At 63.6% G+C, this 22,545-nt stretch carries 24 protein-coding genes; 18 read left to right on the top strand and 6 right to left on the bottom strand.

What is annotated here, in order from left to right; translation table 11 throughout:
- Positions 1 to 44 precede the first annotated feature (44 nt).
- The 12 genes from AC07N6_RS11080 (at position 45) to AC07N6_RS11025 (ending at position 13,148) form a co-directional block, all read left to right on the top strand.
- On the top strand, positions 45 to 2,390 hold the full coding sequence (locus tag AC07N6_RS11080; protein ID WP_494781890.1) for a TonB-dependent hemoglobin/transferrin/lactoferrin family receptor: 2,346 nt from the start codon (positions 45 to 47) through the stop codon (positions 2,388 to 2,390).
- A 520-nt stretch (positions 2,391 to 2,910) separates the two neighbouring features.
- Positions 2,911 to 4,056 carry a M20 family metallopeptidase gene (locus AC07N6_RS11075; protein WP_494786256.1) on the top strand — a complete coding sequence of 382 codons (1,146 nt, stop codon included), beginning with the start codon at positions 2,911 to 2,913 and terminating at the stop codon, positions 4,054 to 4,056.
- 4 nt (positions 4,057 to 4,060) lie between these two features.
- Positions 4,061 to 5,497 carry a 4-hydroxyphenylacetate 3-hydroxylase family protein gene (locus AC07N6_RS11070; protein WP_494781888.1) on the top strand — a complete coding sequence of 479 codons (1,437 nt, stop codon included), beginning with the start codon at positions 4,061 to 4,063 and terminating at the stop codon, positions 5,495 to 5,497.
- Between the two features lie 52 nt (positions 5,498 to 5,549).
- Positions 5,550 to 6,656 carry an ABC transporter ATP-binding protein gene (locus AC07N6_RS11065; protein WP_494781887.1) on the top strand — a complete coding sequence of 369 codons (1,107 nt, stop codon included), beginning with the start codon at positions 5,550 to 5,552 and terminating at the stop codon, positions 6,654 to 6,656.
- Positions 6,657 to 6,658: 2 nt separating this feature from the next.
- Positions 6,659 to 7,549, top strand: a complete 891-nt coding sequence (locus tag AC07N6_RS11060) for an ABC transporter permease (RefSeq protein ID WP_494781886.1) — start codon at positions 6,659 to 6,661, stop codon at positions 7,547 to 7,549.
- Positions 7,539 to 8,342, top strand: a complete 804-nt coding sequence (locus AC07N6_RS11055) for an ABC transporter permease (protein ID WP_494781885.1) — start codon at positions 7,539 to 7,541, stop codon at positions 8,340 to 8,342. The genes AC07N6_RS11060 and AC07N6_RS11055 overlap by 11 nt, the downstream gene beginning before the upstream one ends.
- A gap of 38 nt (positions 8,343 to 8,380) precedes the next feature.
- Positions 8,381 to 8,893 carry a flavin reductase family protein gene (locus AC07N6_RS11050; RefSeq protein ID WP_494781884.1) on the top strand — a complete coding sequence of 171 codons (513 nt, stop codon included), beginning with the start codon at positions 8,381 to 8,383 and terminating at the stop codon, positions 8,891 to 8,893.
- A complete protein-coding gene (locus AC07N6_RS11045; protein WP_494781883.1) occupies positions 8,890 to 9,582 on the top strand; it encodes a DUF1028 domain-containing protein in 693 nt (230 codons plus the stop codon). Before AC07N6_RS11050 ends, AC07N6_RS11045 begins: the two co-directional genes overlap by 4 nt.
- On the top strand, positions 9,579 to 10,253 hold the full coding sequence (locus AC07N6_RS11040) for a glutathione S-transferase N-terminal domain-containing protein (protein ID WP_494781882.1): 675 nt from the start codon (positions 9,579 to 9,581) through the stop codon (positions 10,251 to 10,253). The genes AC07N6_RS11045 and AC07N6_RS11040 overlap by 4 nt, the downstream gene beginning before the upstream one ends.
- 30 nt (positions 10,254 to 10,283) lie before the next feature.
- Positions 10,284 to 11,114: a class II aldolase/adducin family protein gene (locus tag AC07N6_RS11035; protein WP_494781881.1), complete on the top strand. Its 831-nt coding sequence runs from the start codon at positions 10,284 to 10,286 to the stop codon at positions 11,112 to 11,114.
- 230 nt (positions 11,115 to 11,344) lie between these two features.
- Positions 11,345 to 12,085 carry a GntR family transcriptional regulator gene (locus tag AC07N6_RS11030; protein ID WP_494781880.1) on the top strand — a complete coding sequence of 247 codons (741 nt, stop codon included), beginning with the start codon at positions 11,345 to 11,347 and terminating at the stop codon, positions 12,083 to 12,085.
- 40 nt (positions 12,086 to 12,125) lie between these two features.
- Positions 12,126 to 13,148, top strand: a complete 1,023-nt coding sequence (locus tag AC07N6_RS11025; RefSeq protein ID WP_494786255.1) for an ABC transporter substrate-binding protein — start codon at positions 12,126 to 12,128, stop codon at positions 13,146 to 13,148.
- A gap of 131 nt (positions 13,149 to 13,279) precedes the next feature.
- Here AC07N6_RS11025 and AC07N6_RS11020 read toward each other — a convergent pair whose 3' ends face one another.
- From AC07N6_RS11020 to AC07N6_RS11010, 3 genes are all read right to left on the bottom strand, one after another.
- A complete protein-coding gene (locus AC07N6_RS11020; protein ID WP_494781878.1) occupies positions 13,280 to 13,921 on the bottom strand; it encodes a DUF1109 domain-containing protein in 642 nt (213 codons plus the stop codon).
- Positions 13,922 to 13,924: 3 nt separating this feature from the next.
- A complete protein-coding gene (locus AC07N6_RS11015) occupies positions 13,925 to 14,497 on the bottom strand; it encodes a sigma-70 family RNA polymerase sigma factor (RefSeq protein WP_494781985.1) in 573 nt (190 codons plus the stop codon).
- An 84-nt stretch (positions 14,498 to 14,581) separates the two neighbouring features.
- On the bottom strand, positions 14,582 to 15,223 hold the full coding sequence (locus AC07N6_RS11010; RefSeq protein ID WP_494781984.1) for a DUF1109 domain-containing protein: 642 nt from the start codon (positions 15,221 to 15,223) through the stop codon (positions 14,582 to 14,584).
- 250 nt (positions 15,224 to 15,473) lie between these two features.
- Between AC07N6_RS11010 and AC07N6_RS11005 the strand changes: the two genes are divergently transcribed.
- The 4 genes from AC07N6_RS11005 to AC07N6_RS10990 all read left to right on the top strand — a co-directional run bounded on the left by AC07N6_RS11005 (position 15,474) and on the right by AC07N6_RS10990 (position 17,859).
- Positions 15,474 to 15,752: a BufA1 family periplasmic bufferin-type metallophore gene (locus AC07N6_RS11005; RefSeq protein WP_494781877.1), complete on the top strand. Its 279-nt coding sequence runs from the start codon at positions 15,474 to 15,476 to the stop codon at positions 15,750 to 15,752.
- Positions 15,753 to 15,767: 15 nt separating this feature from the next.
- Positions 15,768 to 16,625 carry an MNIO family bufferin maturase gene (gene bufB, locus AC07N6_RS11000; RefSeq protein ID WP_494781876.1) on the top strand — a complete coding sequence of 286 codons (858 nt, stop codon included), beginning with the start codon at positions 15,768 to 15,770 and terminating at the stop codon, positions 16,623 to 16,625.
- The gene (locus tag AC07N6_RS10995) at positions 16,622 to 17,371 is read left to right on the top strand and encodes an HvfC/BufC N-terminal domain-containing protein (protein ID WP_494781875.1); all 750 of its coding nucleotides are present in this window, start codon (positions 16,622 to 16,624) and stop codon (positions 17,369 to 17,371) included. The genes bufB and AC07N6_RS10995 overlap by 4 nt, the downstream gene beginning before the upstream one ends.
- Before the next feature lie 86 nt (positions 17,372 to 17,457).
- On the top strand, positions 17,458 to 17,859 hold the full coding sequence (locus AC07N6_RS10990) for a DoxX family protein (RefSeq protein ID WP_494781983.1): 402 nt from the start codon (positions 17,458 to 17,460) through the stop codon (positions 17,857 to 17,859).
- A 104-nt stretch (positions 17,860 to 17,963) separates the two neighbouring features.
- Here the strand turns inward: AC07N6_RS10990 and AC07N6_RS10985 are convergent, their stop codons facing one another.
- Positions 17,964 to 18,689, bottom strand: coding sequence for an AraC family transcriptional regulator (locus AC07N6_RS10985; RefSeq protein ID WP_494781874.1), 726 nt, complete (start codon positions 18,687 to 18,689; stop codon positions 17,964 to 17,966).
- 140 nt (positions 18,690 to 18,829) lie between these two features.
- Here AC07N6_RS10985 and AC07N6_RS10980 point away from each other — a divergent pair, with 140 nt between their 5' ends.
- On the top strand, positions 18,830 to 19,501 hold the full coding sequence (locus AC07N6_RS10980) for an MSMEG_1061 family FMN-dependent PPOX-type flavoprotein (RefSeq protein ID WP_494781873.1): 672 nt from the start codon (positions 18,830 to 18,832) through the stop codon (positions 19,499 to 19,501).
- 32 nt (positions 19,502 to 19,533) lie between these two features.
- Positions 19,534 to 20,352: an SDR family NAD(P)-dependent oxidoreductase gene (locus tag AC07N6_RS10975; RefSeq protein ID WP_494781872.1), complete on the top strand. Its 819-nt coding sequence runs from the start codon at positions 19,534 to 19,536 to the stop codon at positions 20,350 to 20,352.
- A 139-nt stretch (positions 20,353 to 20,491) separates the two neighbouring features.
- Here AC07N6_RS10975 and AC07N6_RS10970 read toward each other — a convergent pair whose 3' ends face one another.
- Together AC07N6_RS10970 and pcaF are read right to left on the bottom strand one after the other, a co-directional pair.
- Complete coding sequence (locus tag AC07N6_RS10970; RefSeq protein ID WP_494781871.1) at positions 20,492 to 21,280, bottom strand: enoyl-CoA hydratase-related protein; 789 nt, start codon at positions 21,278 to 21,280, stop codon at positions 20,492 to 20,494.
- A 15-nt stretch (positions 21,281 to 21,295) separates the two neighbouring features.
- Complete coding sequence (gene pcaF, locus AC07N6_RS10965; protein WP_494781870.1) at positions 21,296 to 22,498, bottom strand: 3-oxoadipyl-CoA thiolase; 1,203 nt, start codon at positions 22,496 to 22,498, stop codon at positions 21,296 to 21,298.
- Positions 22,499 to 22,545: the final 47 nt, after the last annotated feature.

Genomic DNA, 22,545 nt, shown 5'->3' with positions numbered 1-22,545 from the left:
AGCTACGCATCAGTCAGCCGACACATCCAAGGAAAGACTGACCGATGTTGAAGAAACTCCCCCTTGCCATCGCATTGATCGGCATGCACGGGCTGTTCGCCCATGCCAGCGCAAGCGATGACGGCCATGCCGTGCAAACACGCGGCCAACTCGATGACATCACCGTGCATGGCGGCCATATCGCCGATGACGTTGCCGCCACCGTCACCGTCGTTACGCGCGAGGATCTCGATGAAAAAGGCGCCCGCACCATCAAGGATGCGCTCAAGGACGAGGTGGATGTGGTGGTGCGCACCCGTCCGTCGAATTTTTCCTCCACCCGTTCCGCGACTGGACGCGCCCGTAACGAAGCCATCAATATCCGGGGCATCGAAGGCAATCGCGTGCTGATCGTGCAGGACGGTATCCGCCTGCCCAATGGCTTTTCGTTCGGCCCGGCATTCCAGACCGGCCGTGGCGACTACTGGGATATCGACAGTTTCCGCAAGATTGAGATCCTGCGCGGCGCGAATTCGACCCAATACGGCGCCGACAGCCTGGCCGGCGTGGTCAGCGTCACCACGCTAGGGCCGCAGGACCTGATTGGCGCGGGCAAGAATGCCGGGGGCTTCATACAGTCCTCTTATGCGCAGCAAGACAACTCCTTCAACCATTCAGCCGGCGCCGCCTTCGACGACGGGCGCTGGCAGGGCATGTTCATGGGCAGCCTGCGCAGCGGCCACGAGACCTGGTCGCAAGAGAACGACCAGCGCCCCAACAGCAACCGTACCGCGCCCAATCCGGCGAACATGGAAAGCCGTTATTACCTGGCCAAGCTGGGTTTCAGGGCGGATGCGGCCAATCGCCTGCAGGCCACGCTGGAAAACCTGAACATGCAGGTCGATACCAACCTGCTGACCGAGGTGTCGCCTGTGCAGGAATTTAGGCGGATTCAGTCGATGAATGCCTACGACACGACCAAGCGGCGGCGTTTCTCGCTTGAATATTTTCATGACGGGAATGAGGCAGCCTGGTTGAGCCGATTGCACGCTCATTTGTATTGGCAGGATTCAAGCGTGCGACAGTTGACTCGTGATCGGGTCTTCGGTCCCCAAGGAACGGCAGAGACGGAATTTTTTTATAAGTACGGTGCCTTCAATGGATCCGCTCTGCCGGTATTGCAGCGTTTGCGAGACAATTCTTATAACGACAAAACTATGGGTATGAGCATTGTGGCTGATACTAATTTTCATACTTCCTGGGGCGGCCACTCGCTGCGTTATGGTATGGATCTCAGCCGTTCTGATATTGGGGCTTCAGTCGGAGGGACGGTTCCATTTTCCAGGCAGCAGTACCCCTACAAGCCATCCCCTGATACGTCATACCTGCTTGTTGGCGGTTTCATCCAAGATGAGATATCCATTGCGAATTTGAAGATTATTCCAGGGCTGCGTTACGATTTTTTTCGCAATGCACCGGATGAGTCTTCCCTGTCGGCCTATGACAAAGCACAGCTCTTGTTTAATAAGACTACAGTGAAATCGCAAAGTGATCATGCCTTCACGCCGCGTCTGGGCCTGATCTGGTCGATTGCGCCAGCCTTCGCGCCTTACTTCAACTATGCCAAGGGATTCCGGGCGCCGACGCCGGATCAGCTCAATTCCAATTTCTCCAATCCCGCGTTTTACTACACCTCTTTCGGAAACCCTGATCTGAGGCCGGAACGGGTAACTGGTAAAGAGCTCGGTATACGTGGCAGCACGAACGGTTTCCGCTATTCCATGGCTGCATTTGAGAGTCGTTACAGCGATTTCATTCTGAGGCGTTTGGCCAAACTGGATATGACCTTGCCTGGGCCTTATGTCTATCGTGATATGAACCAAAGTGAGGCATACGTAAGGGGGGCGGAAGCGCGTGCGGAATGGGACGTCAATGCCGCCTGGCGCCTCAATGCAGCCATCGCCTATACGCGAGGGGATGTGATGTCTCCTACGAGGCCAAGCCTTGCTGCCGACGGTGCTACCGTGTTGTATTCGGATAACCAATGGCAACCGCTGGATTCCGTCCAGCCCATGCGCGCCGTCATCGGCGCCAGGTACCGGCAGGAAAAGTGGGGGACGCATGCCGACATCGAGCATTCCTGGGGCAAGTCTGCGGATCGCATTGCCAAGCCATCTGACGGCAGCACGCTTCTGCTGACCGCGCCCTACACCGTGGTCAGCGCCGGCGCCTGGGTCAAGCCTTTGCCGCGCTTGACCATCACGCTCAACGTGGAGAACGTCTTCAATGCCTATTACGAGCGCTGGTCCGACGTCGGGGAACTGCCGTCCTCCACCGGAAACGACAATACTCGTCGGCAGTACACGGCGCCGCCCCGTAGCCTGCAGGTGGCTTTGCGTTATACCTATTGATTGAGGGCGCCTGCCGCTCTCGGGGGGGAGGTGGAGGGGGGGTATGAGCGCATTTCCGGGAAACTCGGCTGGATAGCAATCAGTTCAGCGAGTTTCCTGGCGATCACCGTCATTGAAAAATCTGTGTTTACTCCATCGAGAAGTACTATCTTCTCGCCCCAACTCCAAACAAAAAAAGAAAAATAATGTCGTTTTTGGTGCGAAATAAATCACGCATAGCGCATGTTGTTGTCGTTCGCGGCGCACTTCACCTGGCCCGGTGAAATTACTTAACTATATGTTTTTAATGAATTAAATTTAATTTATGGCGTAAAAAATCTTGGCATAATTTTGTATGGCACAAGATTTGCTTATTATCCTTTGCTGCATGCAATAAATTGTGCGGCAACGACAGGGCAGGCCGAAGTCCCGGGTGGTGATGCTGCCCATGGGGCTGGGCTGAAAAGCAACCGGATTCCATTTCTTTATGCGCCAGAATTCCTCCTCCTTATCGCCGCAGCCAGTGCTGCAGGCGCAAGTCATGCTTCAGGCGCAATTGCCGGAGATGCTGGCCTTGCTCGAAGAGCTGGTCAACATCGATAGCGGCTCCTATGACGTCCAAGGCGTCGCTCGCGTGAGTGCGCGTCTGGCCGGCTTGCTGGCTGACATGGGCTTCGGCATTGAGCGCCTTGCCGTTCCCGAACGAGCCGATCTGGTGGTCGCCACACGCCGCCTGGGCGGGCGCGGCCGGTTGGTGATCCTGGGGCATTGCGATACGGTCTGGCCGGCCGGCACCGTTGCCGGCTGGCCCTACACGCGCCTTGACGAGGCGCGCGCCACCGGTCCCGGCGTCGGCGACATGAAGGGCGGGCTGGTGATGGCGTTGTTTGCGCTGCGCACGCTCATCGCCGGTGGCTTCGATGCGCTGGAATCTATCCGTTTCATCCTGGTCCCCGACGAAGAACTTGGCAGCACGCATAGCCGCCCGCTGATCGAAGAACAGTCGCGCGACGCCGACGTGGTGCTGGTGCTGGAACCCGGCCGTCCGGGCGGCGGCGTAATTAGTGCGCGCGGTGCGCTCGGCGCCTTCTTCATGAAGGCCCGCGGCTGCAGCGCGCACTGCGCCAGCAATTATGCCAAGGGCGCCAGCGCACTGCGCGAGCTTGCGGGCAAGGTGGTGGAGCTCGACGGACTCTCCGATCCGGACAACGGCGCCATCGTCAATGTCGGCGTGCTGCAAGGCGGCACCGCGCGCCAGGTGGTGCCGGGCGAGGCGCGCATGGATATCGACCTGCGCGCCCGCACCGATGTCCAAGCCGCAGCGCTGCGCGCGGCCATCGAGCGCATCGCCGCCGACAGGCGCGACGAACGCGTGTCGGTCGAACTCAGCGGCGGCCTCACGCGCCCCGCGTTCACCAGCGAACGCAACCGGGCGCTGGTGGCGTTGGCGAAATCGGTGGCCGGGGAGTTGTCGCTGGCGCTCTTCGAAGCGCCTCCGGCCGGCGGCGGCTCGGACGGCAACTTTACTGCCGCCAAGGGCATTCCCACCCTGGACGGCCTCGGCCCGGTCTGCCACGACATCTGCAGCCGGCAGGAAATCATCGAACTCCAAAGCCTGGTCGACCGCGGCGCGCTGTTTTGCGAACTGATCCGGCAACTTCCTTCACTTCTCTCTCAAGGCAACTGACACCATGGCACTGCTCACCGGCAACCAATACCGCGCATCCCTCAAGGACGGCCGACAAGTCTTCGTCAACGGGGAACGCGTCGACGACGTCACCACCCATCCGGCGATCAAGCCCATGGTCGACGCGATGGCGGCCCTCTATGACCTCCAGCACGACGAGCGCTACAAGGACGTCTTCGGCTATATCAACGAGGAGGGCGAAGTCGCCAGCCGCGTCTACAAGCTGCCCGAAACCATCGAAGACCTGCGCAACCGCCGCGAGATGACGGCCGCGATCCTCAACGAGGTCAGTCCGGTCATCGACCGCTTCGGCGACGAGACCGTCACGCCGTTGTTCGTGATGAAGGACCGCAAGGCCCTGCTCGACAAGTACGATACCCGCTACTACGAGAACGCGGTGCGCTGGCTCAAGAAGCTGCAGGTCAGCAACTGGTTCCTGACCTCGGGCAATACCGACCCCAAGGGCGACCGCAGCAAGCAACCTTATCAGCAGGACGATCCCGACATGTACACCCGGGTGGTCGAGGAACGCGAGGACGGCATCATCATCCGCGGCGCCAAGTTCGAAACCGGCGCCTGCTACGCGCATGCCGCTTTCGTCAAGCCGACCGTGGGTTCCTGGGTGCCGGAAAACACCGACTACGCGGTGGCGTGTATCGTGCCGCTCAATTCTCCCAACCTGCGCCACATTTGCCGTGCGCCGCACTTCGAAACGCCTAACGGTTTCGATAAGCCGCTATCGTCGCAATTCGATGAGCTCGACACGCTGATCGTGTTCGACGACGTCTTTGTCCCCTGGGAAAATGTGATCTTCTCGCGCAAGCCGGAATTGGCCGCGCTGATCCGCCAGGATCTTCACAACTGGGCGGCGCAGGGCTTCCTCAACCGTGCCTATGCCAAGGCCGACACGCTGGTGGGCGCGGCATTGCTGGTGACCGAGCACACCCGCTTGGGCGCGATCCCCGCGATCCGCGAGAAAATCGCCGCGCTGATGGGGTACCGGGAAGCCATCCGCGCCTTCATCTTCGCCTCCGAATCGGAGCACCAGGTCAGCGAGAGCGGCATGATCATGCCCAATCTGAGCATCCAGAACGCCGGCCGCGTCTACGCCTCTTCCAACTTCTATGCAATGGTGCAGATCCTGCGCGACCTGGCCGGCGGCACCGCGGTAATGCAGCCCGACGAGCGCTCGCTGCGCAGTCCGTTGACCGGGCCGGACGTGCAGAAGTATTTCCGCATCGGCGACGTCACCGCCGAGAACCGGCTGAAGGTGCTCAACCTGGTGGCGGAACTGACCGCCAGCAGCTTCGCCGGCCGCATGTGCGCCTACGCCATGTTTGCCGAGAGCCCGCCGATGGTGCAGGCGATGTCGCTCTACAGCAGTTTCGACCGCAAGGGTTCCATGCAGCGCGCCGCGCGCCTGGCCGGTGTGGCCGCCTGATCTGAACGCCGGACATACAGCCGATACATTGCATCCACAGACGGGCATTTCCATGACAGAACCACTTCACACGGCGGGCGTCGGCCTGGTCATCGAGCAAGTGCGCAAGCACTACGGCGCCTTCACCGCGCTCGACGATATCTCCCTGTCCGTGCCGCCGGGAGCGCTGCTGACGCTGCTGGGCCCCAGCGGCTGCGGCAAGTCGACCCTGCTGCGCATCATCGCCGGCTTCGCCAGCGCCACTGGCGGCCAGGTCCGGATCGGCGGGCGGGATGTGGCCGCGGTGCCGCCGTTCCAGCGCGAGACGGCGATGGTCTTCCAGAGCTATGCCTTGTTCCCGCACATGCGCATCCTGGAGAACGTCATGTTCGGCCTGAAGATGCGCAAGGTCAAACCGACCGCCGCCCGCGAACGTGCCATGCAGGCGCTGGAGATGGTGCGCCTGGCGCACCTGGCCGACCGTTATCCCGCCCAGCTCAGCGGCGGGCAGCAGCAGCGTGCGGCCTTGGCCCGCGCGCTGGTGACCGACCCCAAGATCCTGCTGCTCGATGAACCCTTCGGGGCGCTCGACAAAAGCCTGCGTGAAGAAATGCAGGTTGAGCTGCGCAAACTGCAAAAGGCTGTCGGCGTGACTACGGTCTGCGTCACCCATGACCAGGCTGAAGCCATGACCATCTCCGACTACGTGGCCGTCATGAAAGACGGTCGGCTGGAGCAGTTCGGCCGGCCCCTGGAAATCTACGACCGGCCGCGTTCTGAATTTGTCGCGACATTCATTGGCAGCGCCAATGTGTTCAAGGGCACGGTGCAATCGGCTGCTGCCGGCCGTGTGGAAATCGGTTTGCCGGGCGCCGGCACGGTGAGCCTGTCGGGGACGCGTGCGGCCGGGCAGGCGGCCGCCGTGGCCGTGCGGCCCGGTGCGATGGGCATCGCGTCCATGGAAACGGGGGCCGCCCCGGGCATGGGCGCGCTGCACATGCCGGGCCAAGTGGCGTTCTGCGTCAACCTGGGGCACGGTGTGAGCTACGAGGTCAGCGTGCCGGGGGTAGGGCGGGTGATGGTCGAACGTCCCCGCCGCCAGGACGATGTATTGTTCGATGCCGGCCAGCAGGTCGTGCTCACGGCCGCACCGCAGGACTGCGTATTGCTGGAGGCATGAGCATGGCGATCGACAAGGATGCATTGCAGCATCGCGCTTCCCGCTGGAACTTCGCGCCGGCGTTCGTGGTGATGGCGTTCTTCTTCAGCGCCTATGCGGCCTTCCTCTACACCAGCTTGCTGCACCAGGTGCCGGGGCAGGCTTCTTACGGCGGTTCGCCCAGTCTGGCCAACTATGCGCGTTACTTCAGCTCGGCTTCCGACCTGGCCGTGCTGGGCAAGACGCTCTGGCTGTCGGCCGAGCTTACCCTCGCTTCGCTGGTGCTCGGCTATCCGGTAGCCTATGTCATCGTGCGCGCCGAATCGGGCGTCTTGCGCGGCCTGCTGCTGGGCGCAATGGCCGTGACCTTCCTCGCGGGCTCGGTCACCCGCGCGTACGCCTGGCTGATCATCCTGGGCAATCAAGGACTGATCAATGCGCTGCTGCTGCAACTGGGCGTGATCGCCAAGCCGCTGCAACTGGTTTATAACGAGACCGGCGTGTTTATCGCACTGCTGCATTTCGTGCTGCCGTTTTTTGTGTTGACCATGATGGGGCCGTTGAAGAACGTGCCGCGTTCATTGGAAGAGTCGGCCATCAACCTCGGCGCCACGCGCTGGCGCGCCTTTGTCCACGTGACATTGCCGCTGGCGGTGCCGGGCATCATCGCCGCCGGCTCGCTCACGTTTGCCATGGCGCTCAGTTCGTTTCTGTTTCCGCTGATCTTGGGCGGAGGGCGCGTGCGCATGGTGGCCAATGCCATCTACGACTACATCTTTGCCACCTACGACTTCCCGTTCGCGGCTGCCACCGCCACGGTGTTCCTGGTCGTCGCGCTGTTCTTCGTCTGGGCTTTCTCGGCGGCGCAGAAAGTGTTCACACCCGGCATGAAAGGGGCGCCTGATGCAGGGTAATTACAAACTTTATTCGCCGGCCATATTGGCGCTTACCCTGGCCACGGCGGTGTTCCTGCTGGCGCCGGTGATCTTCATCGTGATCTACGCCTTCAACGACGGCAGCTATTTCAGCTGGCCGATGCATGGTCTGTCGACCAAGTGGTTCGCCAACTTCTTTGCCAATGACCGCTTCATGAGCGCCGCCCGCACCAGCATGGCCATGGGCGCGATTGTCACGCCGTTATCGCTGGCCATTGCCGTGCCCACCGCGTATGGGCTGGTGCGCAGCCAGTTCCGCGGGCGCGAGTTGATCAACGCGCTGCTGATGTCGCCCCTGCTCATCCCGGGCGTGGTGACCGGCATCGCCTTCCTGATCTATCTGAGCCATATCGGTATCGGCCCCGGCTTCACGGGGCTGGTGATCGCCATGACCTGCTTCAGCCTGCCGTTCGCGGTGCGTACGCTGGTGGCCAACATGCATGGCTTGCGGCCGGAATTGGAAGATGTCGCCCGCAATCTGGGGGCGGGCAATTGGTCGGTGTTCTGGCGCATTGTGCTGCCGCAGCTGCGTCCGGGCCTGCTGGCGGGCGGCACTTTCGTGTTCGTGGAGGCCATCGATAACTTTTCCATCAGCGTGTTCTTGTCCACCGCCGACATGAGCACGCTGCCGGTGGAGGGTTACAGCTACATCCGCGACTTCGACGATCCCACCGTGGCCGCCATGGCGGTGGTGCTGATCGCGCTGTCCACCGGGCTGGTGCTGCTGGCCGGGCGGATAGTCGGGCTCAACCGCATGTTCCGCATCGAATGAACGCCGCCCTGACTCCTCCTTTTGTGAAAGAAGACATCATGGATGCCAGAACGCTTTTTATCGAGACCATGCGCCACGCCGCCGCATCGGTCGCGGTGGTCGCCACCGACGGCCCGGCCGGACGCGCCGGGCTGACGGTCAGCGCCGTGTGCTCGCTGTCGGCCGATCCACCGTCGATCCTGGTCTGCGTGCATGAGATGAGCCCGGTGCTCGACATCATCCGCCGCAACGGCTGCTTCAGCGTCAATCTGCTGGGCGCAGACCAAAGCCATGTCGCCGACAGTTTCGCCGGCCGCATTGCCCGATGGCGCGACAACCGCTTCGCCTGCGCCCAATGGAGTGTGGGCGATACCGGTGCGCCGACCCTGCAAGGCGCGTTGGTGGCATTGGATTGCCGTCTGGCGCGCGACATCCCTTACGCCACGCACGCGGTGCTGATCGGCAATATCGGCAGCATGGCGCTGGCGCCACGCCCGGGCCTGTTATACGTGGACCGCTGCTATCGCCAGATCGGCGCGGCAGTGCCGACGCATGAGGAGGCCTGCGCATGACGTTTTCCATCGTCGGACGCTGCGCCCGCAGCGGGATGCTGGGGATGGGCGTCACGTCGTCCAGCTTGTGCGTGGCCAGCCGGTGCGCCTGGACTCGCGCCGGCGCCGGCGTGGTCGCCACGCAAAACCTGACCGATCCCGGGCTGGGCGTGCTCGGCCTTGAGCTGCTGGGCAACGGCCGGCCCGCAGCGACCGTGCTGGATATGCTGGTACGCGCCGATCCGCAATCAGGCTACCGGCAACTGTTGGTGCTCGATGCCCAGGGGCGTACCGCCCATTTCACCGGCGCGCAGGCGTTGCCCGTCCATGCCTATGCATTGGGGCTCGACTGCGCCGCTGCCGGCAACATGCTGGCCAACAGGGATATTCCAGGCGTCATGGTCGAAACGTTCGTCGCCACTGCCGACCTGCCGCTGGCCGAACGTCTGTTGCGCGCCCTTGAGCGCGGGCTGGCGGAAGGCGGCGAGGAGCGCGCGCTGCGCTCGGCCGGCATACAGGTCGCGCATACGCTGGACTGGCCGGAAGTCGACCTGCGGGTGGACGGCCAGGAGCAGCCGCTGCAAGCGCTGCGCACGTTGTGGCAGCTGTATGAACCGTTGCAGGCCGGCTATGTCAGCCGTGCTGCTACACCGCAGGATTACGTGCTGGCGCCTGCCGCGCCGGCATCCAACCGCGAGGCCGCACAATGAAATTGTTGTATTCCACTTCCTCGCCTTTCGTGCGAAAAATCACGGTGCTGATTCACGAACTGGGTTTGCATGAGCGCATCGAACGCTTGCCCAGCGCCGCCAATCCCTTGCAGCGCGACGAGCGCATTACCCGCCACAATCCGCTGGGCAAGGTGCCGGTCCTCATCACCGACGCCGGCCTTTCCCTCTACGACTCGCGCGTCATCGCCGACTACTTGTGCAGTGTCGTGCCCGGCAACGCGCTGCTGCCGGCCGACGGCGAGGCGCGTTGGCGCATCTTGCGCGATCAGGCGCTGGCCGATGGCCTGCTCGACGCCGCCCTGCTGGTGCGCTACGAGATCGGGCCGCGTCCGCAAGACCGGCGCTGGGACGACTGGATTGCCGCGCAGACCGCCAAGATGAACGCCGCGCTGGACGAGCTCGAAGCGCTGGCTGCAACCTGGCCTGGCCGCTACGACCTGGGGGTTATCGCCGCCGGTTGCGCGCTGGCCTATCTGGACCTGCGCTTTTCCGGGCTGCAATGGCGCATGCGCTGCCCCGCGCTGGCGCAGGCCATGGCGCCCGTGTTCGCCCGTGCGGCCTTCGAACAGACCGTGCCGGTGCTGCCGGCGCCTATTCCGATTTCCGCTGCGACTCCCGCTGCGCAGGCTGTTGCCGGCCTGCGCAATTGACCCTTTCAACCCGACACCAAGGAAACCATCGTGAGCGATCTCGCCAACTCCATCCGTCCTGCGGCTGCCGCGTCTACAGGCGCGGCTTCTATCCTCTCTGCCATCTCGCCCGAAGAGCGTCAGGTGCGCGAAGATCTGGCCGCGGCCTATCGGCTGGTCGCGCTGCTGGGGATGGAAGACAGTATATGGACCCACATTTCGGCGCGTGTGCCAGGCACCCATGATCAGTTTCTGATCAACCCGCATGGCGTCCTGTTTCGCGATATCACCGCATCCTCGCTGGTGAAGATCGATACCGAAGGCCGCATTCTGGAGCCAACCAGGTACTCGGTGAACACCGCCGGATTTGTCGTGCATAGCGCCGTGCACATGGCCAGGCCGGACGCCGGTTGCGTGGTGCACCTGCACACCGTGGCGGGTGTGGCGGTGTCGTCGCTGGCCTGCGGCGTGCTGCCGAGCAACCAGTGGTCGTTCCAGTTCCATAACCGCGTGGCTTACCACGACTACGAAGGCATTGCGCTCGACACCGAGGAGCGCGAGCGCCTCATTGCCGACCTGGGGCCCACCGCGCGCGTGCTGGTGCTGCGTAACCACGGCATGCTGACACTGGGTCATACGGTGGCCGATGCGTTCATCCTGATGCGCAACCTGGACATGTCCTGCCAGGCGCAGATGGCGATTTCGGCGACCGGCCTGCCGGTCACCGAAGTGCCGGAAGCCGTGCGCGAACATACCGCGCGCCAGTACGAACGCAGCGTGGAAAAACACCATGCCGACCCGTCAAATTCATCGATCAGCCTGGAATGGAGCGCATTGGTGCGCCGTCTTTCGCCGCCTGAACCGACACATTTCAGCGACTGATCGGCACGCGCGCGCGAACGCGAACGATATGGGGCCTTTTGCGTATGGCCTTTGTCATGGCTGGTTTGGGGCGTGAGGCATGAGAGAATCCGGCCTTTTTCCATGTGGCATCGGCATTTTCATTGCATGCAACAGTGAATGTAGAAATGGATGCTGGCATGGATTCTGCTAAACCGATGTCGACCGATGATTTTCCGAGCAGCCGTCGCCACAACAACGCGAGACAAGCCATGAACAACACCCCTCAAGTTCCAACGCCCGCCGATTCCACCAAGGACTTGGCCGCCATTGCAGATGCCAATACGCCCTGGTTCGCGCCCAAGGGCGTGCCGGTCGCGCGCATGGCCGACCAGATCTACCGGCGCTTGCGCACAGCCATCCTCAGCGGCGAGATCCCGGCGCGTACGCGGCTGGTGGAACTGGAAGTGGCGGCGCGGCTGCAAGTCAGCCGCACGCCGGTGCGCGAAGCGATCTCGCGCCTGGTGAGCGACCTGCTGGTCACGCCGATGACCTACGGTGGCGTCGAGGTGGTCGATACCGCCGAGGAGCAGGGCGACATCTTCGTCATCCGCGAGGCGCTGGAAGGAGCCGCCGCGCGGCTGGCCGCCGAACGCATCACCGACGCCGAGCTGCAGGCGCTCGAGAAGGTGCTCGAAGACAGCAAGGCGCTGCCGCTTGATGCCCTGGCCGAACGTGCCGCGCTCAACGATCATTTCCACATGCTGATCCTGCGAGCCGCGCGCTCGCAGCGGCTGACGCAGATGGTTGAAGGCTTCCGCGAATTCTTCATCGACGAGGTCAAGCTGATGCGCTACACCCAGCGCGACACGCAGACCGCGCTCAAGCATCACCAGGAAATCGTCGAGGCGCTGCGCGCGCACGACAGCAAGCGGGCCGAGCGCTTGGCCCGCAACCACCTCGAACACAGCAAGGCGCGCCTGCAAAAGCCGGGCAAGCGTCGCCGTCCTTAGTCTTGTCCACCGGCCACCACCATCTGCCACCTCCACCGCCATGACAAATTCAACCGCTCGCTTGCTTCGTTCCGCCTTCGCGGCCGCTACCCTTGGTCTCGTCATTTCCGTGCCCGGCCAGGCGCAGGAAAAGTCCATCAACGTGATGATGTGGGGTTCCACCTGGCAAACTTCATTGCAGCAGTCCAGCGCCGATTTCACCAAGAAGACCGGTATCAAGGTCAATCTGGTCACCCAGGGCAGTTCCGGTGAAGGCCTGGTCAAGTTGCAGACCATGAAAGCCAAACCGACGATCGACGTCTGGTTCACCACCGCTTCCGTGGCCGAGCGCGCCGTCACCGACGATGCGTTGTTCGCGCCGCTGCCGGCAGCCAAAATGAGTAACCTGGGCGAGCTGGCCAAGGGAACGGCAACCGACAAGTACGTCGGCATCTATGGTTATCCGGTGTCCATCATCTACCGCAGTGACCTGGTGCAAGAGCCGATCAAGGCGTGGTCGGATCTGTGGCAGCCACGCTTCGCCGGCAAGCTTGCGGTGCCGGCGATGGGGATCTATCAGGGCCGCGCCTTGATGATTGCCGCGATGAGCGCGGGCGGCAGCGCCACCGATGCCGATAAGGGCTTCGAGATGCTGGGCAAGCTCAAGCCCAACGTCGTGATGTTCTACGGTACCGATACCCAGGCCCGCCAGGCGCTGGCGCAAGGTGAGGTATCGGTGCTGGTCGGTCCGCCGTCGCAGGCCAAGCGCATGGCCGATGCCGGCCGCCCGGTGTCGGTGGTGAGCCCCAAGCCAGCCATCATGAATTTCGACGTGGCCACCATCGTGCGCTCCGGCAAGGAAGACCTGGCCGCCCAGTACATCAATTTCCTGCTGGACCGCGCAGAAAATGAAACGCTGGCGCGCAACCTCAACATGAGCCCGGTCAACAAGAATGCCAAGGCGTCCGACTATCTGGCGCCGATGCTGCCCAAGCCGGAAGATACGTTCATTCCCAGCGAAGAGTTCGTCAACAAGAACATCGCCGCCTGGACCGAGCGCTTCAATCGCGACATCGTCAAGTGATGGCCTGAGGTCATGTCTACGGCCTGCCGCCGCCAAGGTGCAGGCCGTTTTTTAACCAGCGCCGGGAGCATCGCCGGTTCGGATGAAGCATGACCTTGTTGCGATCCTGGAACGACGGTCGCCAAAGGGATTTACCAGCGCAGCAGGCGCGGCCCCAATAAAAAGCCCGTCATTGCAGGGATCAACATGCCGAGGAAATACCACAGCCCCCAGAACGGCACGCCCATTTCCGGACAATGCAGGCAGTACACCATGGCGGCAGTGGCGCCGGCCAGAAGTCCGGCGATGACGCCGGCCAAGCGCAGCCGCGTCGGCGCCATGGCGCGCACCGCCCAGACGATGGCGGCGAACAGCGGCAGCGACAGCAGCGCGATGTTGAAAGGGCAGGTGCGCCAGGTGGATCCCATCAGCAGCGCAATACGTTCGGCCGCCGGGGAAGACAGCAGCGCCAGTGCGCCGGCAACCCAGATCGCAGCGCTCGGTGCGGCGATGCCGCTCCAGCGCAAGCCCACCCGCAGGCCGGGGCGCAGCAGCCGGCGCAGCACCAGCAACGAACTTGCCGCCAGCGCGGTGGGGAAGGCCAGCTTGATCCAGAACAGCGGTACCGACAGCATTGCTGTCAAATCCGGGCGCAGGCCGAACAGCAGGAGCATCAACGTCACGGAGCCCGCCATGCCCAGGGCCAGCGCCTGCGCCATGCGGCGCATTGGCAAGCCACGGTCTATCGGCGCCACGCCGGCGGCCATCATCGATATCAGGTCATCGGTTTTCATGATTCACAATTTCTCTCGAATTTTTGCCGCCAGTGCTTTGAGGCCGCGGTGGATTCCCACCTTGACCGCCGACTCCGTCATGCCGGTCAATTGTGCGGTTTCCGCTACCGACAAGCCTTCCAGCTTGACGTGTACGATCGGCAAGCGCTGCTTGTCGGGCAACAGCTCCAGGAGCGAGCCGACATCGCGCCGCGCTTGCGCGGGCTCTTCGTCGCAGGCGGCGAACAGCTCATGCTCGTCGTCCAGCGGATCGTTGAAGGCTTCGCGGCGCGAGCGCGCGCGCAGGAAATCCATCAGCTTGTAGCGCGCGATGGCGTACACCCAGGCCGTGAGCGGCTGGTCCGCGCGGTAGGTGTGGCGCGCGTTGTGCACCGCCAGCAGGGTTTCCTGGACAATGTCCTCGACTTCGTCCTGCATGTGTTGCAGCCGTTTGCGCAGGAAGGCGCGCAGGCGGCCGCTCAACTCGGACAGGAAGTCGCGGTAGGCGCCCGCGTCGCCCTCGAGCCCGGCCAGGAGCAAGGTCCTGAGGCGCTCCTCGGCCGGATAGGCAGGCTCCTTGCCGGCCAGCGGTTTCATGGCGCGGCCGGCCGCATTGTCCTCGAAGGAGGGCAATTCATGGGCAAAGAACGGTTGGCTTTTTGTCATAGGCATGCCGCAGGTTCACCAACGCAGGAGGATGGGGCCGAGCCATGCGCCCAGCAGTGTCGGCGCCAGCATCCCCAATACGTACCAGAGGCCCCAGAACGGCGGCGCCATTTCCACGCAGTAGAGCGAATAGACTAGCACGCCCTGGGCGCCAGCCACCAGGCCGGCGACGGCGCCGGCGGCCGCGAGCCGGGTCGGGGCCAGGCCGCGCATGAACCAGAACATGGCGGCCAGCGTCGGCAGCGACAGCAGGGCGATGTTGAGCGAGCAGACTTCCCAGGTCGAGCCCAGCAGCAATGCCAGGCGTTGCGAGTTCGGCGCCAGCGCCAGCCAGCCGGCGCCAGCCAGCCATAGCACTGCCGGCGGCAGCACCAGGGCGGCGGCCGGGCCGATGCCGATGCGCATGCCGGGACGGGCCAGTCGCGTGGCCGCCGCCTGCGCCGCCAGCAATATCGCCAGCGGGAACGATACCTTGAGCCAGAACAGCGGCTGCAACAGCAGTTCCGGCATGTCGCGGCGCACGCCGTAGATGATGGCCAGCAATAGCGCGGAGCCGCCCAATCCTGCCGCAAGCGCCGCCGCCATGCGGGTTCCGGTGCCGCCGGGCAGGCGGTTGCTGTCACCGGTACCGGCGGCCAGCATGTTGACCAACTCCATCGTCTTCATCCGCTTTTCCTTTTCCGCTTTTCCTTTTCGCCATCGGCGCACCGGGCGCCGCTTTCCTACCTATTCGTTGGCCGGGCCGGTTCGGTTACAGCGCGCGCAAAAAATATTTTTCCGGAATTTCCGCCGTTCGCTGTAACCGCGGCGCATGGGGCGGCGAAATAACGTACAGATCGGCAGTCACGGCGCGGCAATGATGGCGCCGCCGGTCGTATTCACTTTCAACCCCATAAGGAGTCACACCATGCATACCCGTACCCTCGCCACCGCCGCCTTCACTCTCGCCACCCTGGCCTCCGGCGTCGCCATGGCGCAAAGCCAGCCGCCCGCCGCCAAGCCTGCCGTCGAAAAGTGCTATGGCGTCTCGATGGCCGGCCAGAACGATTGCAAGGCCGGCGCCGGCACCACCTGCGCCGGTACCGCCAAGATGGATTACCAGGGCAACGCCTGGAAGAATGTGCCCGCCGGCACCTGCACCTCGATCAAGACCCCGCACGGCATGGGTTCGTTGAAGTCGTCCTGAGCCGGAGCCGGGAAAATGGAAGCGACCTCCGCGCCGGCAGGCGCCGGACTCGGCCTCAAGCCCCAGCATTTCGATGCGGCGCTGTCCTGCGCGGCGCCTGGCTTATGGTTCGAGGTCCATCCGGAGAACTACATGATGGATGGCGGCCCGAGGCTGGCCTGGCTGGACGCCGTGCGCGGCCGCCATCCCATCGCGCTGCACGGGGTGTCGCTTTCGCTCGCAGGGCCGGATGCGCCGGACGCCGCTCACCTGCGGCGGCTGGCCAGACTGGTCGCCCGCATCGAGCCGGTGCTGGTGTCCGAGCATCTGGCCTGGTCGCGCGCCGATGGCCGCTATTTCCCCGATCTCCTGCCGGTGCCGCGTACCGGCGCAACGCTGGCGCGCCTGGCGGCCAACATCGCGCGCACGCAGGACGCGCTCAAGCGCCGCATCGCGCTGGAAAATCCGTCCCACTATTTGCACATGGATTGCCACGAATGGAGCGAGCCCGAGTTCCTGGGCGAGCTGGTGCGCCGCACCGGCTGCGGCCTGCTGGTCGACGTCAACAACGTGCACGTCAGCGCGGCCAACCTGGGCATCGATGCGGTGGCTTACCTGGCGCAACTGCCGGCTGATGCCATCGAGGAAATCCACCTCGCCGGCCACAGCAGCGACCGCAACCTGCCCGGCCTGCTGGTCGATTCGCACGACGCCGCGGTAGCGCCATCCGTGTGGACGTTGTATCGCTTCCTGGTGGCGCGCATCGGTCCGAAGCCGACGCTGATCGAACGCGACGGCAACGTGCCGGCTTTCGATGAACTGCTGGCCGAGCGCGATACCGCGCAAGTAATTCTCGCCGCCAGCCGGCAGCTGCGGGAGGAGTGCGCATCGTGAGCAATCATGATTACTTCAGCCAATTCCTGCATGCCGTATGGCATGGCGAAAGCGGCCATCCGCTGGTGGCTTCGCTGTTGGCGCAGCCTGCCTTCGCGGTGTATCGCAACACGATTTTCAAGGGCTGCGTCGATGCCTTGTCGGCCAATTACCCGGCGGTGCGGCGGCTGGTCGGCGAGCCGTGGTTCCAGGGCGCGGCGCTGGCCTATGCGCGCCGGCACATGCCCGACGACGCCTGCCTGATTGCCTATGGCGACGGCTTCCCGGATTTTCTCGACAGTGTCGATGCTGCACGCGAACTGCCTTACTTGCCGGGCGTGGCGAGGCTCGACCGCTACTGGAGCGAGTCGCACCTGGCGGCGGACGATGCGCCGCTCGATACCGCCGGCTTGTATGCGGTGCTGGCGTCCGGGCGCGATGTGCAACTGGCGCCGCAGGCAGCGACGCGCTGGCGCTGGGAGCCGGCGTATCCGGGCTATTCGATCTGGGATGCCAACCGCAGGCCTGGTGTCGAACTGCCATCCGAACTCGGATGGCGCGGCGAGGGCGCGCTGCTGACCCGGCCGGAAGGCCAGGTGCAGTGGCAGCCGATCGGCCTTGGCGCCTGCCGTTTCCTGGATGCCTGCCGGGCCGGCATGGGCGTGGCCGCAGCGGCAGGATTGGCGCTGGAAGCCGAGCCCGGCCTGGATGTGGCCGCCATGCTGGGCGAGCTGGTGCAGGCCGGCGCCTTCACTTCTTTTCATTGATGGAGAGCGACATGAACAACACTACCTTGACCCGTACCGGCGAGACGGACCATTGCCGGAATTCCCTCTGGTCGCGCGGCGCAGGCATGGCCGAACGCCTGATCGGCGCTTCGCTGCTGGCGCTGGTGGCGCGCGTGGCGATGGCCGCGATCTTCTTCCTGTCCGGCCGCACCAAGGTCAGCGGTTTCCTGACGATCAAGGACGGCACTTACGTGCTGTTCCAGGAGGAATATCGCCTGCCGCTGGTCCCGCCCGACATTGCCGCCCACCTGGCCACCTATGCCGAACACCTGTTCCCGCTGCTGCTGGTGCTGGGGCTGTTCACGCGCGGCGCCGCGCTGGCGCTGCTCGGGATGACGGCCGTGATCGAGATCTTCGTCTATCCGGACGCATGGCCCACGCACCTGTCATGGGCCGGCCTGCTGTTGTTGCTGGTGGCGCGCGGCGGCGGCGCGTGGTCGCTGGACCGCCGTTTCGGCATCCGCTGATTTGGCGTCGGAGGAGTGTTTCTCCTGGCTATGCTTTTTGCGGAAAGCCGGATTTCCGCAATCTCCCCGCGGCGGAAACGAAGAAGAGGCAATGAAATCAACAGTTAATTTCCTCGCAAATACTGGGTAGGCGTGACGCCGAAGCTGCGCTTGAACAATGCGATGAATGCACTGATATTGCTGTAGCCAAGTTCAAGCGCGGTGGCGGTGACGGAGTATCCCTCGGCCAGCAGTTCGAGGGCACGCAGCAGGCGCGCCCGCTGCCGCCAGGCGCCCAGGCTGTAGCCGGTCTCCATCGGAAAGCGCCGATTCAGCGTGCGCGGGGAGACATTTACCAGCGCCGCCCAGTCATCCAGCGAATGCTCCAATGCCGGCTCTTTCAGTAATCCTTGCGCGATCTTCACCAGCGGCGCGCTGGTTGGCATCGGCAGGTTGAGTGCCTCCGCAGGCAGCGATCGGACTTCCTGCACCACAACTTGTTCGAGCAGATCGCGCATGGTGTCCGCGGAGGCTTCCTGCAGGGATTCGAGTCGGCGCAAGGCTTCGCGCAACAGGGCCGAGAGGCGCAGCGTGGTCGGCTGCTGCGGCAGGCCCTCGCAAGCGCTCGTGCGTACATACACGCTCCAACCGTCGACCTGGCCATGCGTGTTCGCCCAATGCAACTGCCCGGGCGGAATCCAGACCGCGTGCACATTCGGCACCAGCCATTTTCCGGCGGCGGTACCCAGCGTCATCAGGCCTCCCCAGACACCAAGCAGTTGCCCGCGGCCGTGGCTGTGCGGATCGACAAAGGTGTGTCCTTCGATGCATTGCGAAACGACGACGAGCAAAGGGCCAGCGTCGTCGTCCTTCGGATCTATGGGCCCGGGCGGGGAGGGGGAAAGCATGGCGTAAATGAGGTATCGATTGACATAAATAGCATAGCTGCGCCATCAGCGTAGACCTAACATGGCCTTTCATCAAGGAGAAAATGACCATGCGATACCCCAGTGTTCCTCCCGAAGGTGCGGCGGATCTCCTCGCGCATGTGGCTCAGCAGGAATATGTCGATCTCGACGCGCTGTATGCGGCTCCGTCGCCCATGATCCTCAAAGCGGTGACCAGCCACCTCACCGAATACCATCGCGCCTATCTGGAGATCGCGACTTTCTTCTGCCTGGCTACCGGGCGCCAGGATGTAGGCCTGGACGCTTCTCCGCGCGGCGGACCGGCAGGCTTCGTACGCATGCTGGACGAGACCACGCTCGTCTTTGCGGACTGGCCCGGCAACAACCGCATCGAATCCTTTCGCAACCTGCAGAACGACGACAGGGTTGCCATGCTCTTCCTGTTCCCGGGACTGGAGGTATTCATGCGCATCAACGGCCGCGCTCGACTCTCTACGGCCTCCGAACTGCTGGTGGAACTGGCGGAAGGAGATAAGCGGCCCAAAGCCGCCATCGTGGTGAGGGTTGAGGAAGCGCTTTTCCATTGCGGAAAGGCCGTCAACCGTGCGCGGCTGTGGAATCCGGCATCGCATGTGGATCGCGCAAGCCTGCCCAGCGTCGGCACGGTGCTGGTCGCGCTGGCCGGTCTCAACGACGTCTCCGCGTCGGCGCTGGACGCCAGGTACGACGTGGCGGTCAAGCACGAGCTGTACTGACATCGAACATGAATACGGAAGGAAAGAAAATCATGACATCCAAGGTTTGGTTCATCACGGGCGCTTCCCGAGGTTTCGGTCGCGCATGGGCGCAGGCAGCGCTGGAGCGCGGCGACAGGGTTGTGGCAACGGCGAGGTCTCTGGAGGTGCTGCAGCCGCTGGTCGAACAATATGGCGACGCGGTGCAGCCGCTGGCGCTCGATGTCACCGATCGTGCTGCGGTGTTCGCGGCAGTGGATGCGTCCAAGGCGCACTTTGGCCGGCTTGACGTGGTCATCAGCAATGCCGGCTACGCGCTGTTCGGCACGATCGAGGAAAGCACCGAAGCACAGGCGCGTGCACAGTTCGAGACCAATCTGTTCGGAACGCTGTGGGTGGCGCAGGCTGCATTGCCGCACCTGAGGGAGCAAGGCGGAGGACACCTGCTGGTGACCTCCAGCATTGCGGGAGTGATCACCTTTCCTACCGCCGGTATCTACAACGCAACCAAATGGGCCGTCGAAGGGCTCATGGAAACCCTCGCTTCGGAGGCGAGCGCCTTCGGTATCCGCGTGACACTGATCGAGCCCGGCGGCTACGACACCGACTGGCGCGGAGCATCGGCCGCCACTACCGTGCCGATGAGTGTCTACGACGAACTGCGCCAGAAGATCAAGGCGCTTAGTGCGGGTCGGGTATTGGGCCAGCCTTGCGCCACATCGGCCGCGATCCTGGCTGTTGTCGATGCACAGGAGCCGCCATTGCGGCTCTTCCTCGGAAAGGCCTGCCTGCCTTCTGCGAAGCAGGCCTATGCACAGCGGTTGTCGGTCTGGGAGGCATGGGCTGCGGAGTCGGACGCGGCCCAAGGGTAAACATTGACGTGGCGCAGCGATCTTTGCTGCGCTGGCCGGGCGCATGGAAAAGAAAAAGCCCCCGCATCGTCGATGGGAGGGCTTAAGTCCAATTTGGGAAATTGGAGGAGACGAATAATTGTGAAGGGATTTACTAGACCTAGCGGCCGGTAAATACCGCCGAACGCTTGGCTTTGAAAGCCTCGATTCCTTCCCTGCGGTCATCGCTGGCAGCCAGGAGGGAGAACGATTTGCGTTCGAACTGAAGCCCGGCGTCAAGGCCCAGCTCGTAGGACTTGAGCATGGACTCTTTCGCCAGTCGCAAGGCCAGCGGAGATTTGGCCGCAATCGTATCGGCCAACGCAAGAGTGCGCGCTACGGTGGCTTCGTCCTCCGTGACTTCCGCAATGAGTCCTGCAGCCAGCGCTTCATCCGCACTGATCAATTCCCCGCTCAGGACCATTTTCATGGCCAGCGGTTTTCCTACCGTGCGGATGAGGCGCTGGGTTCCGCCGGCGCCCGGAATCGTTCCCAGGTTGATCTCGGGCTGGCCGATTTTGGCGCTGCGGCCGGCAATGACGATATCCGCATGCATCAGCATCTCGCAGCCGGCTCCCAATGCATAGCCATTGACGGCGGCCAGCAATGGTTTGGAAAAACCGGCGATGGCGCGCCAGTACTGCGGCCTGACATCCAGTTGGGTATCGATGGCGCCGAGTTGGGCCATCTCGTTGATATCGGCGCCGGCGGCGAAGGCTTTCCCGTTGCCGCTGATGACGACTGCACGGATCGCGTCATCCTTCTCGGCGTCGCCCAGCACCCTGGTGATTTCCAGCAAGGTATTGTTGCGCAGGGCGTTGCGCACGTCGGGACGGTTCAGCGAGATATGCAGCACGGAACCGCCGTGCCGTTCGATCAGGATGTCCTGGAAGTTATGCTCTTGGTTCATGATGGCTTGCGACGATCAAACGCGCTCGATGACCAGCGCGATGCCTTGGCCGACGCCGATGCACATGGTGCACAGCGCATAGCGGCCGCCGATGCGTTCCAGTTGGTTCAGCGCGGTGGTGACCAGGCGTGCGCCCGAGGCGCCCAGCGGATGGCCGATTGCAATGGCGCCGCCGTTGGGGTTCACGTGGGCGGCGTCGTCGGCCAGGCCCAGGTCTCGGGTGACCGCCAGGCCTTGCGCAGCGAACGCTTCGTTGAGCTCGATCACATCCATCTGGTCCAGGGTGAGGCCTGTTTGTTGCAGCACCTTGCGCGTGGCCGGCGCCGGCCCGAAACCCATGATGCGCGGCGGCACGCCGACGGTAGCCATGCCGAGGACGCGGGCGCGGGGCTTGAGCCGGTACTTGTCAAGCGCGGAGGCCGAGGCCAGAAGCAAGGCGCATGCGCCGTCGTTGACTCCCGAGGCGTTGCCGGCCGTAACCGTGCCGTCCGGCCGAACGACGCCCTTGAGTTTGGCGAGGGACTCGACCGTGGTGTCTGGACGCGGATGCTCGTCAACGCTGACCACCTTCGGATCGCCCTTTTTCTGGGGAATGGAGACCGGCGCGATCTCGCGCTGGAAGAAACCCGCTTCTTGCGCCGCGGCCCAGCGCTGCTGGCTGCGTACTGCGAAAGCATCCTGGTCGGCGCGGTTGACGTTGAAGTCGGTCGCTACGTTTTCGGCCGTCTCGGGCATCGAATCGACGCCATACTGCGCCTTCATCAAGGGATTGATGAAGCGCCAGCCAATGGTGGTGTCGTAGATGGCGGCGCTGCGCGAGAAGGCGCTGTCGGCCTTGCCCATGACGAAGGGGGCGCGCGTCATGCTCTCGACGCCGCCGGCGATCATCAGCTGCGCTTCTCCTGCCTTGATCGTACGCGCTGCAAGTCCAACCGCATCAAGGCCGGAGCCGCACAGGCGGTTCAGGGTCGTGCCCGGCACTTCGATCGGCAGGCCGGCCAGCAGGGCGGCCATGCGGCCGACGTTGCGGTTGTCCTCGCCGGCCTGGTTGGCGCAGCCGTAGATGATATCGTCCAGCTGCGTCCAATCGACGCCGGAATTGCGCTGGATCAAGGCGCGGATAGGGGCTGCTGCGAGATCATCTGCCCGTACACCGGCGAGCGCACCGCCGAAGCGGCCGAAGGGGGTGCGAATTGCGTCGCAAATGAATGCGTCCATGTGAGTCCTTTAATAGGTCGGCCCGCCGCAAGGGCGAGCCGCTGATG

It is taken from the genome of Herbaspirillum sp. GW821-FHT09A12 (genome assembly GCF_059418325.1).
The sequence above is the reverse complement of the archived record's forward strand: the minus strand, read 5'-3'. Positions and strand labels throughout refer to the sequence as shown.

Bases quoted from the DNA above. Each gene is read 5' to 3' on its own strand.
- AC07N6_RS11045 (WP_494781883.1), top strand. From the start codon at position 8,890: ATGACGTTTTCCATCGTCGGACGCTGCGCCCGCAGCGGGATGCTGGGG.
- AC07N6_RS11020 (WP_494781878.1), bottom strand. From the start codon at position 13,921: ATGAAAACCGATGACCTGATATCGATGATGGCCGCCGGCGTGGCGCCG.
- AC07N6_RS11060 (WP_494781886.1), top strand. From the start codon at position 6,659: ATGGCGATCGACAAGGATGCATTGCAGCATCGCGCTTCCCGCTGGAAC.
- AC07N6_RS11055 (WP_494781885.1), top strand. From the start codon at position 7,539: ATGCAGGGTAATTACAAACTTTATTCGCCGGCCATATTGGCGCTTACC.
- pcaF (WP_494781870.1), bottom strand. From the start codon at position 22,498: ATGGACGCATTCATTTGCGACGCAATTCGCACCCCCTTCGGCCGCTTC.
- AC07N6_RS11030 (WP_494781880.1), top strand. From the start codon at position 11,345: ATGAACAACACCCCTCAAGTTCCAACGCCCGCCGATTCCACCAAGGAC.
- AC07N6_RS10990 (WP_494781983.1), top strand. From the start codon at position 17,458: ATGGCCGAACGCCTGATCGGCGCTTCGCTGCTGGCGCTGGTGGCGCGC.
- AC07N6_RS11065 (WP_494781887.1), top strand. From the start codon at position 5,550: ATGACAGAACCACTTCACACGGCGGGCGTCGGCCTGGTCATCGAGCAA.
- AC07N6_RS11005 (WP_494781877.1), top strand. From the start codon at position 15,474: ATGCATACCCGTACCCTCGCCACCGCCGCCTTCACTCTCGCCACCCTG.
- AC07N6_RS11080 (WP_494781890.1), top strand. From the start codon at position 45: ATGTTGAAGAAACTCCCCCTTGCCATCGCATTGATCGGCATGCACGGG.
- AC07N6_RS11025 (WP_494786255.1), top strand. From the start codon at position 12,126: ATGACAAATTCAACCGCTCGCTTGCTTCGTTCCGCCTTCGCGGCCGCT.
- AC07N6_RS10970 (WP_494781871.1), bottom strand. From the start codon at position 21,280: ATGAACCAAGAGCATAACTTCCAGGACATCCTGATCGAACGGCACGGC.
- AC07N6_RS11015 (WP_494781985.1), bottom strand. From the start codon at position 14,497: ATGAAACCGCTGGCCGGCAAGGAGCCTGCCTATCCGGCCGAGGAGCGC.
- AC07N6_RS11075 (WP_494786256.1), top strand. From the start codon at position 2,911: ATGCTTCAGGCGCAATTGCCGGAGATGCTGGCCTTGCTCGAAGAGCTG.
- AC07N6_RS10975 (WP_494781872.1), top strand. From the start codon at position 19,534: ATGACATCCAAGGTTTGGTTCATCACGGGCGCTTCCCGAGGTTTCGGT.
- AC07N6_RS11070 (WP_494781888.1), top strand. From the start codon at position 4,061: ATGGCACTGCTCACCGGCAACCAATACCGCGCATCCCTCAAGGACGGC.
- AC07N6_RS11010 (WP_494781984.1), bottom strand. From the start codon at position 15,223: ATGGAGTTGGTCAACATGCTGGCCGCCGGTACCGGTGACAGCAACCGC.
- AC07N6_RS11050 (WP_494781884.1), top strand. From the start codon at position 8,381: ATGGATGCCAGAACGCTTTTTATCGAGACCATGCGCCACGCCGCCGCA.
- AC07N6_RS10980 (WP_494781873.1), top strand. From the start codon at position 18,830: ATGACCATGCGATACCCCAGTGTTCCTCCCGAAGGTGCGGCGGATCTC.
- bufB (WP_494781876.1), top strand. From the start codon at position 15,768: ATGGAAGCGACCTCCGCGCCGGCAGGCGCCGGACTCGGCCTCAAGCCC.
- AC07N6_RS11040 (WP_494781882.1), top strand. From the start codon at position 9,579: ATGAAATTGTTGTATTCCACTTCCTCGCCTTTCGTGCGAAAAATCACG.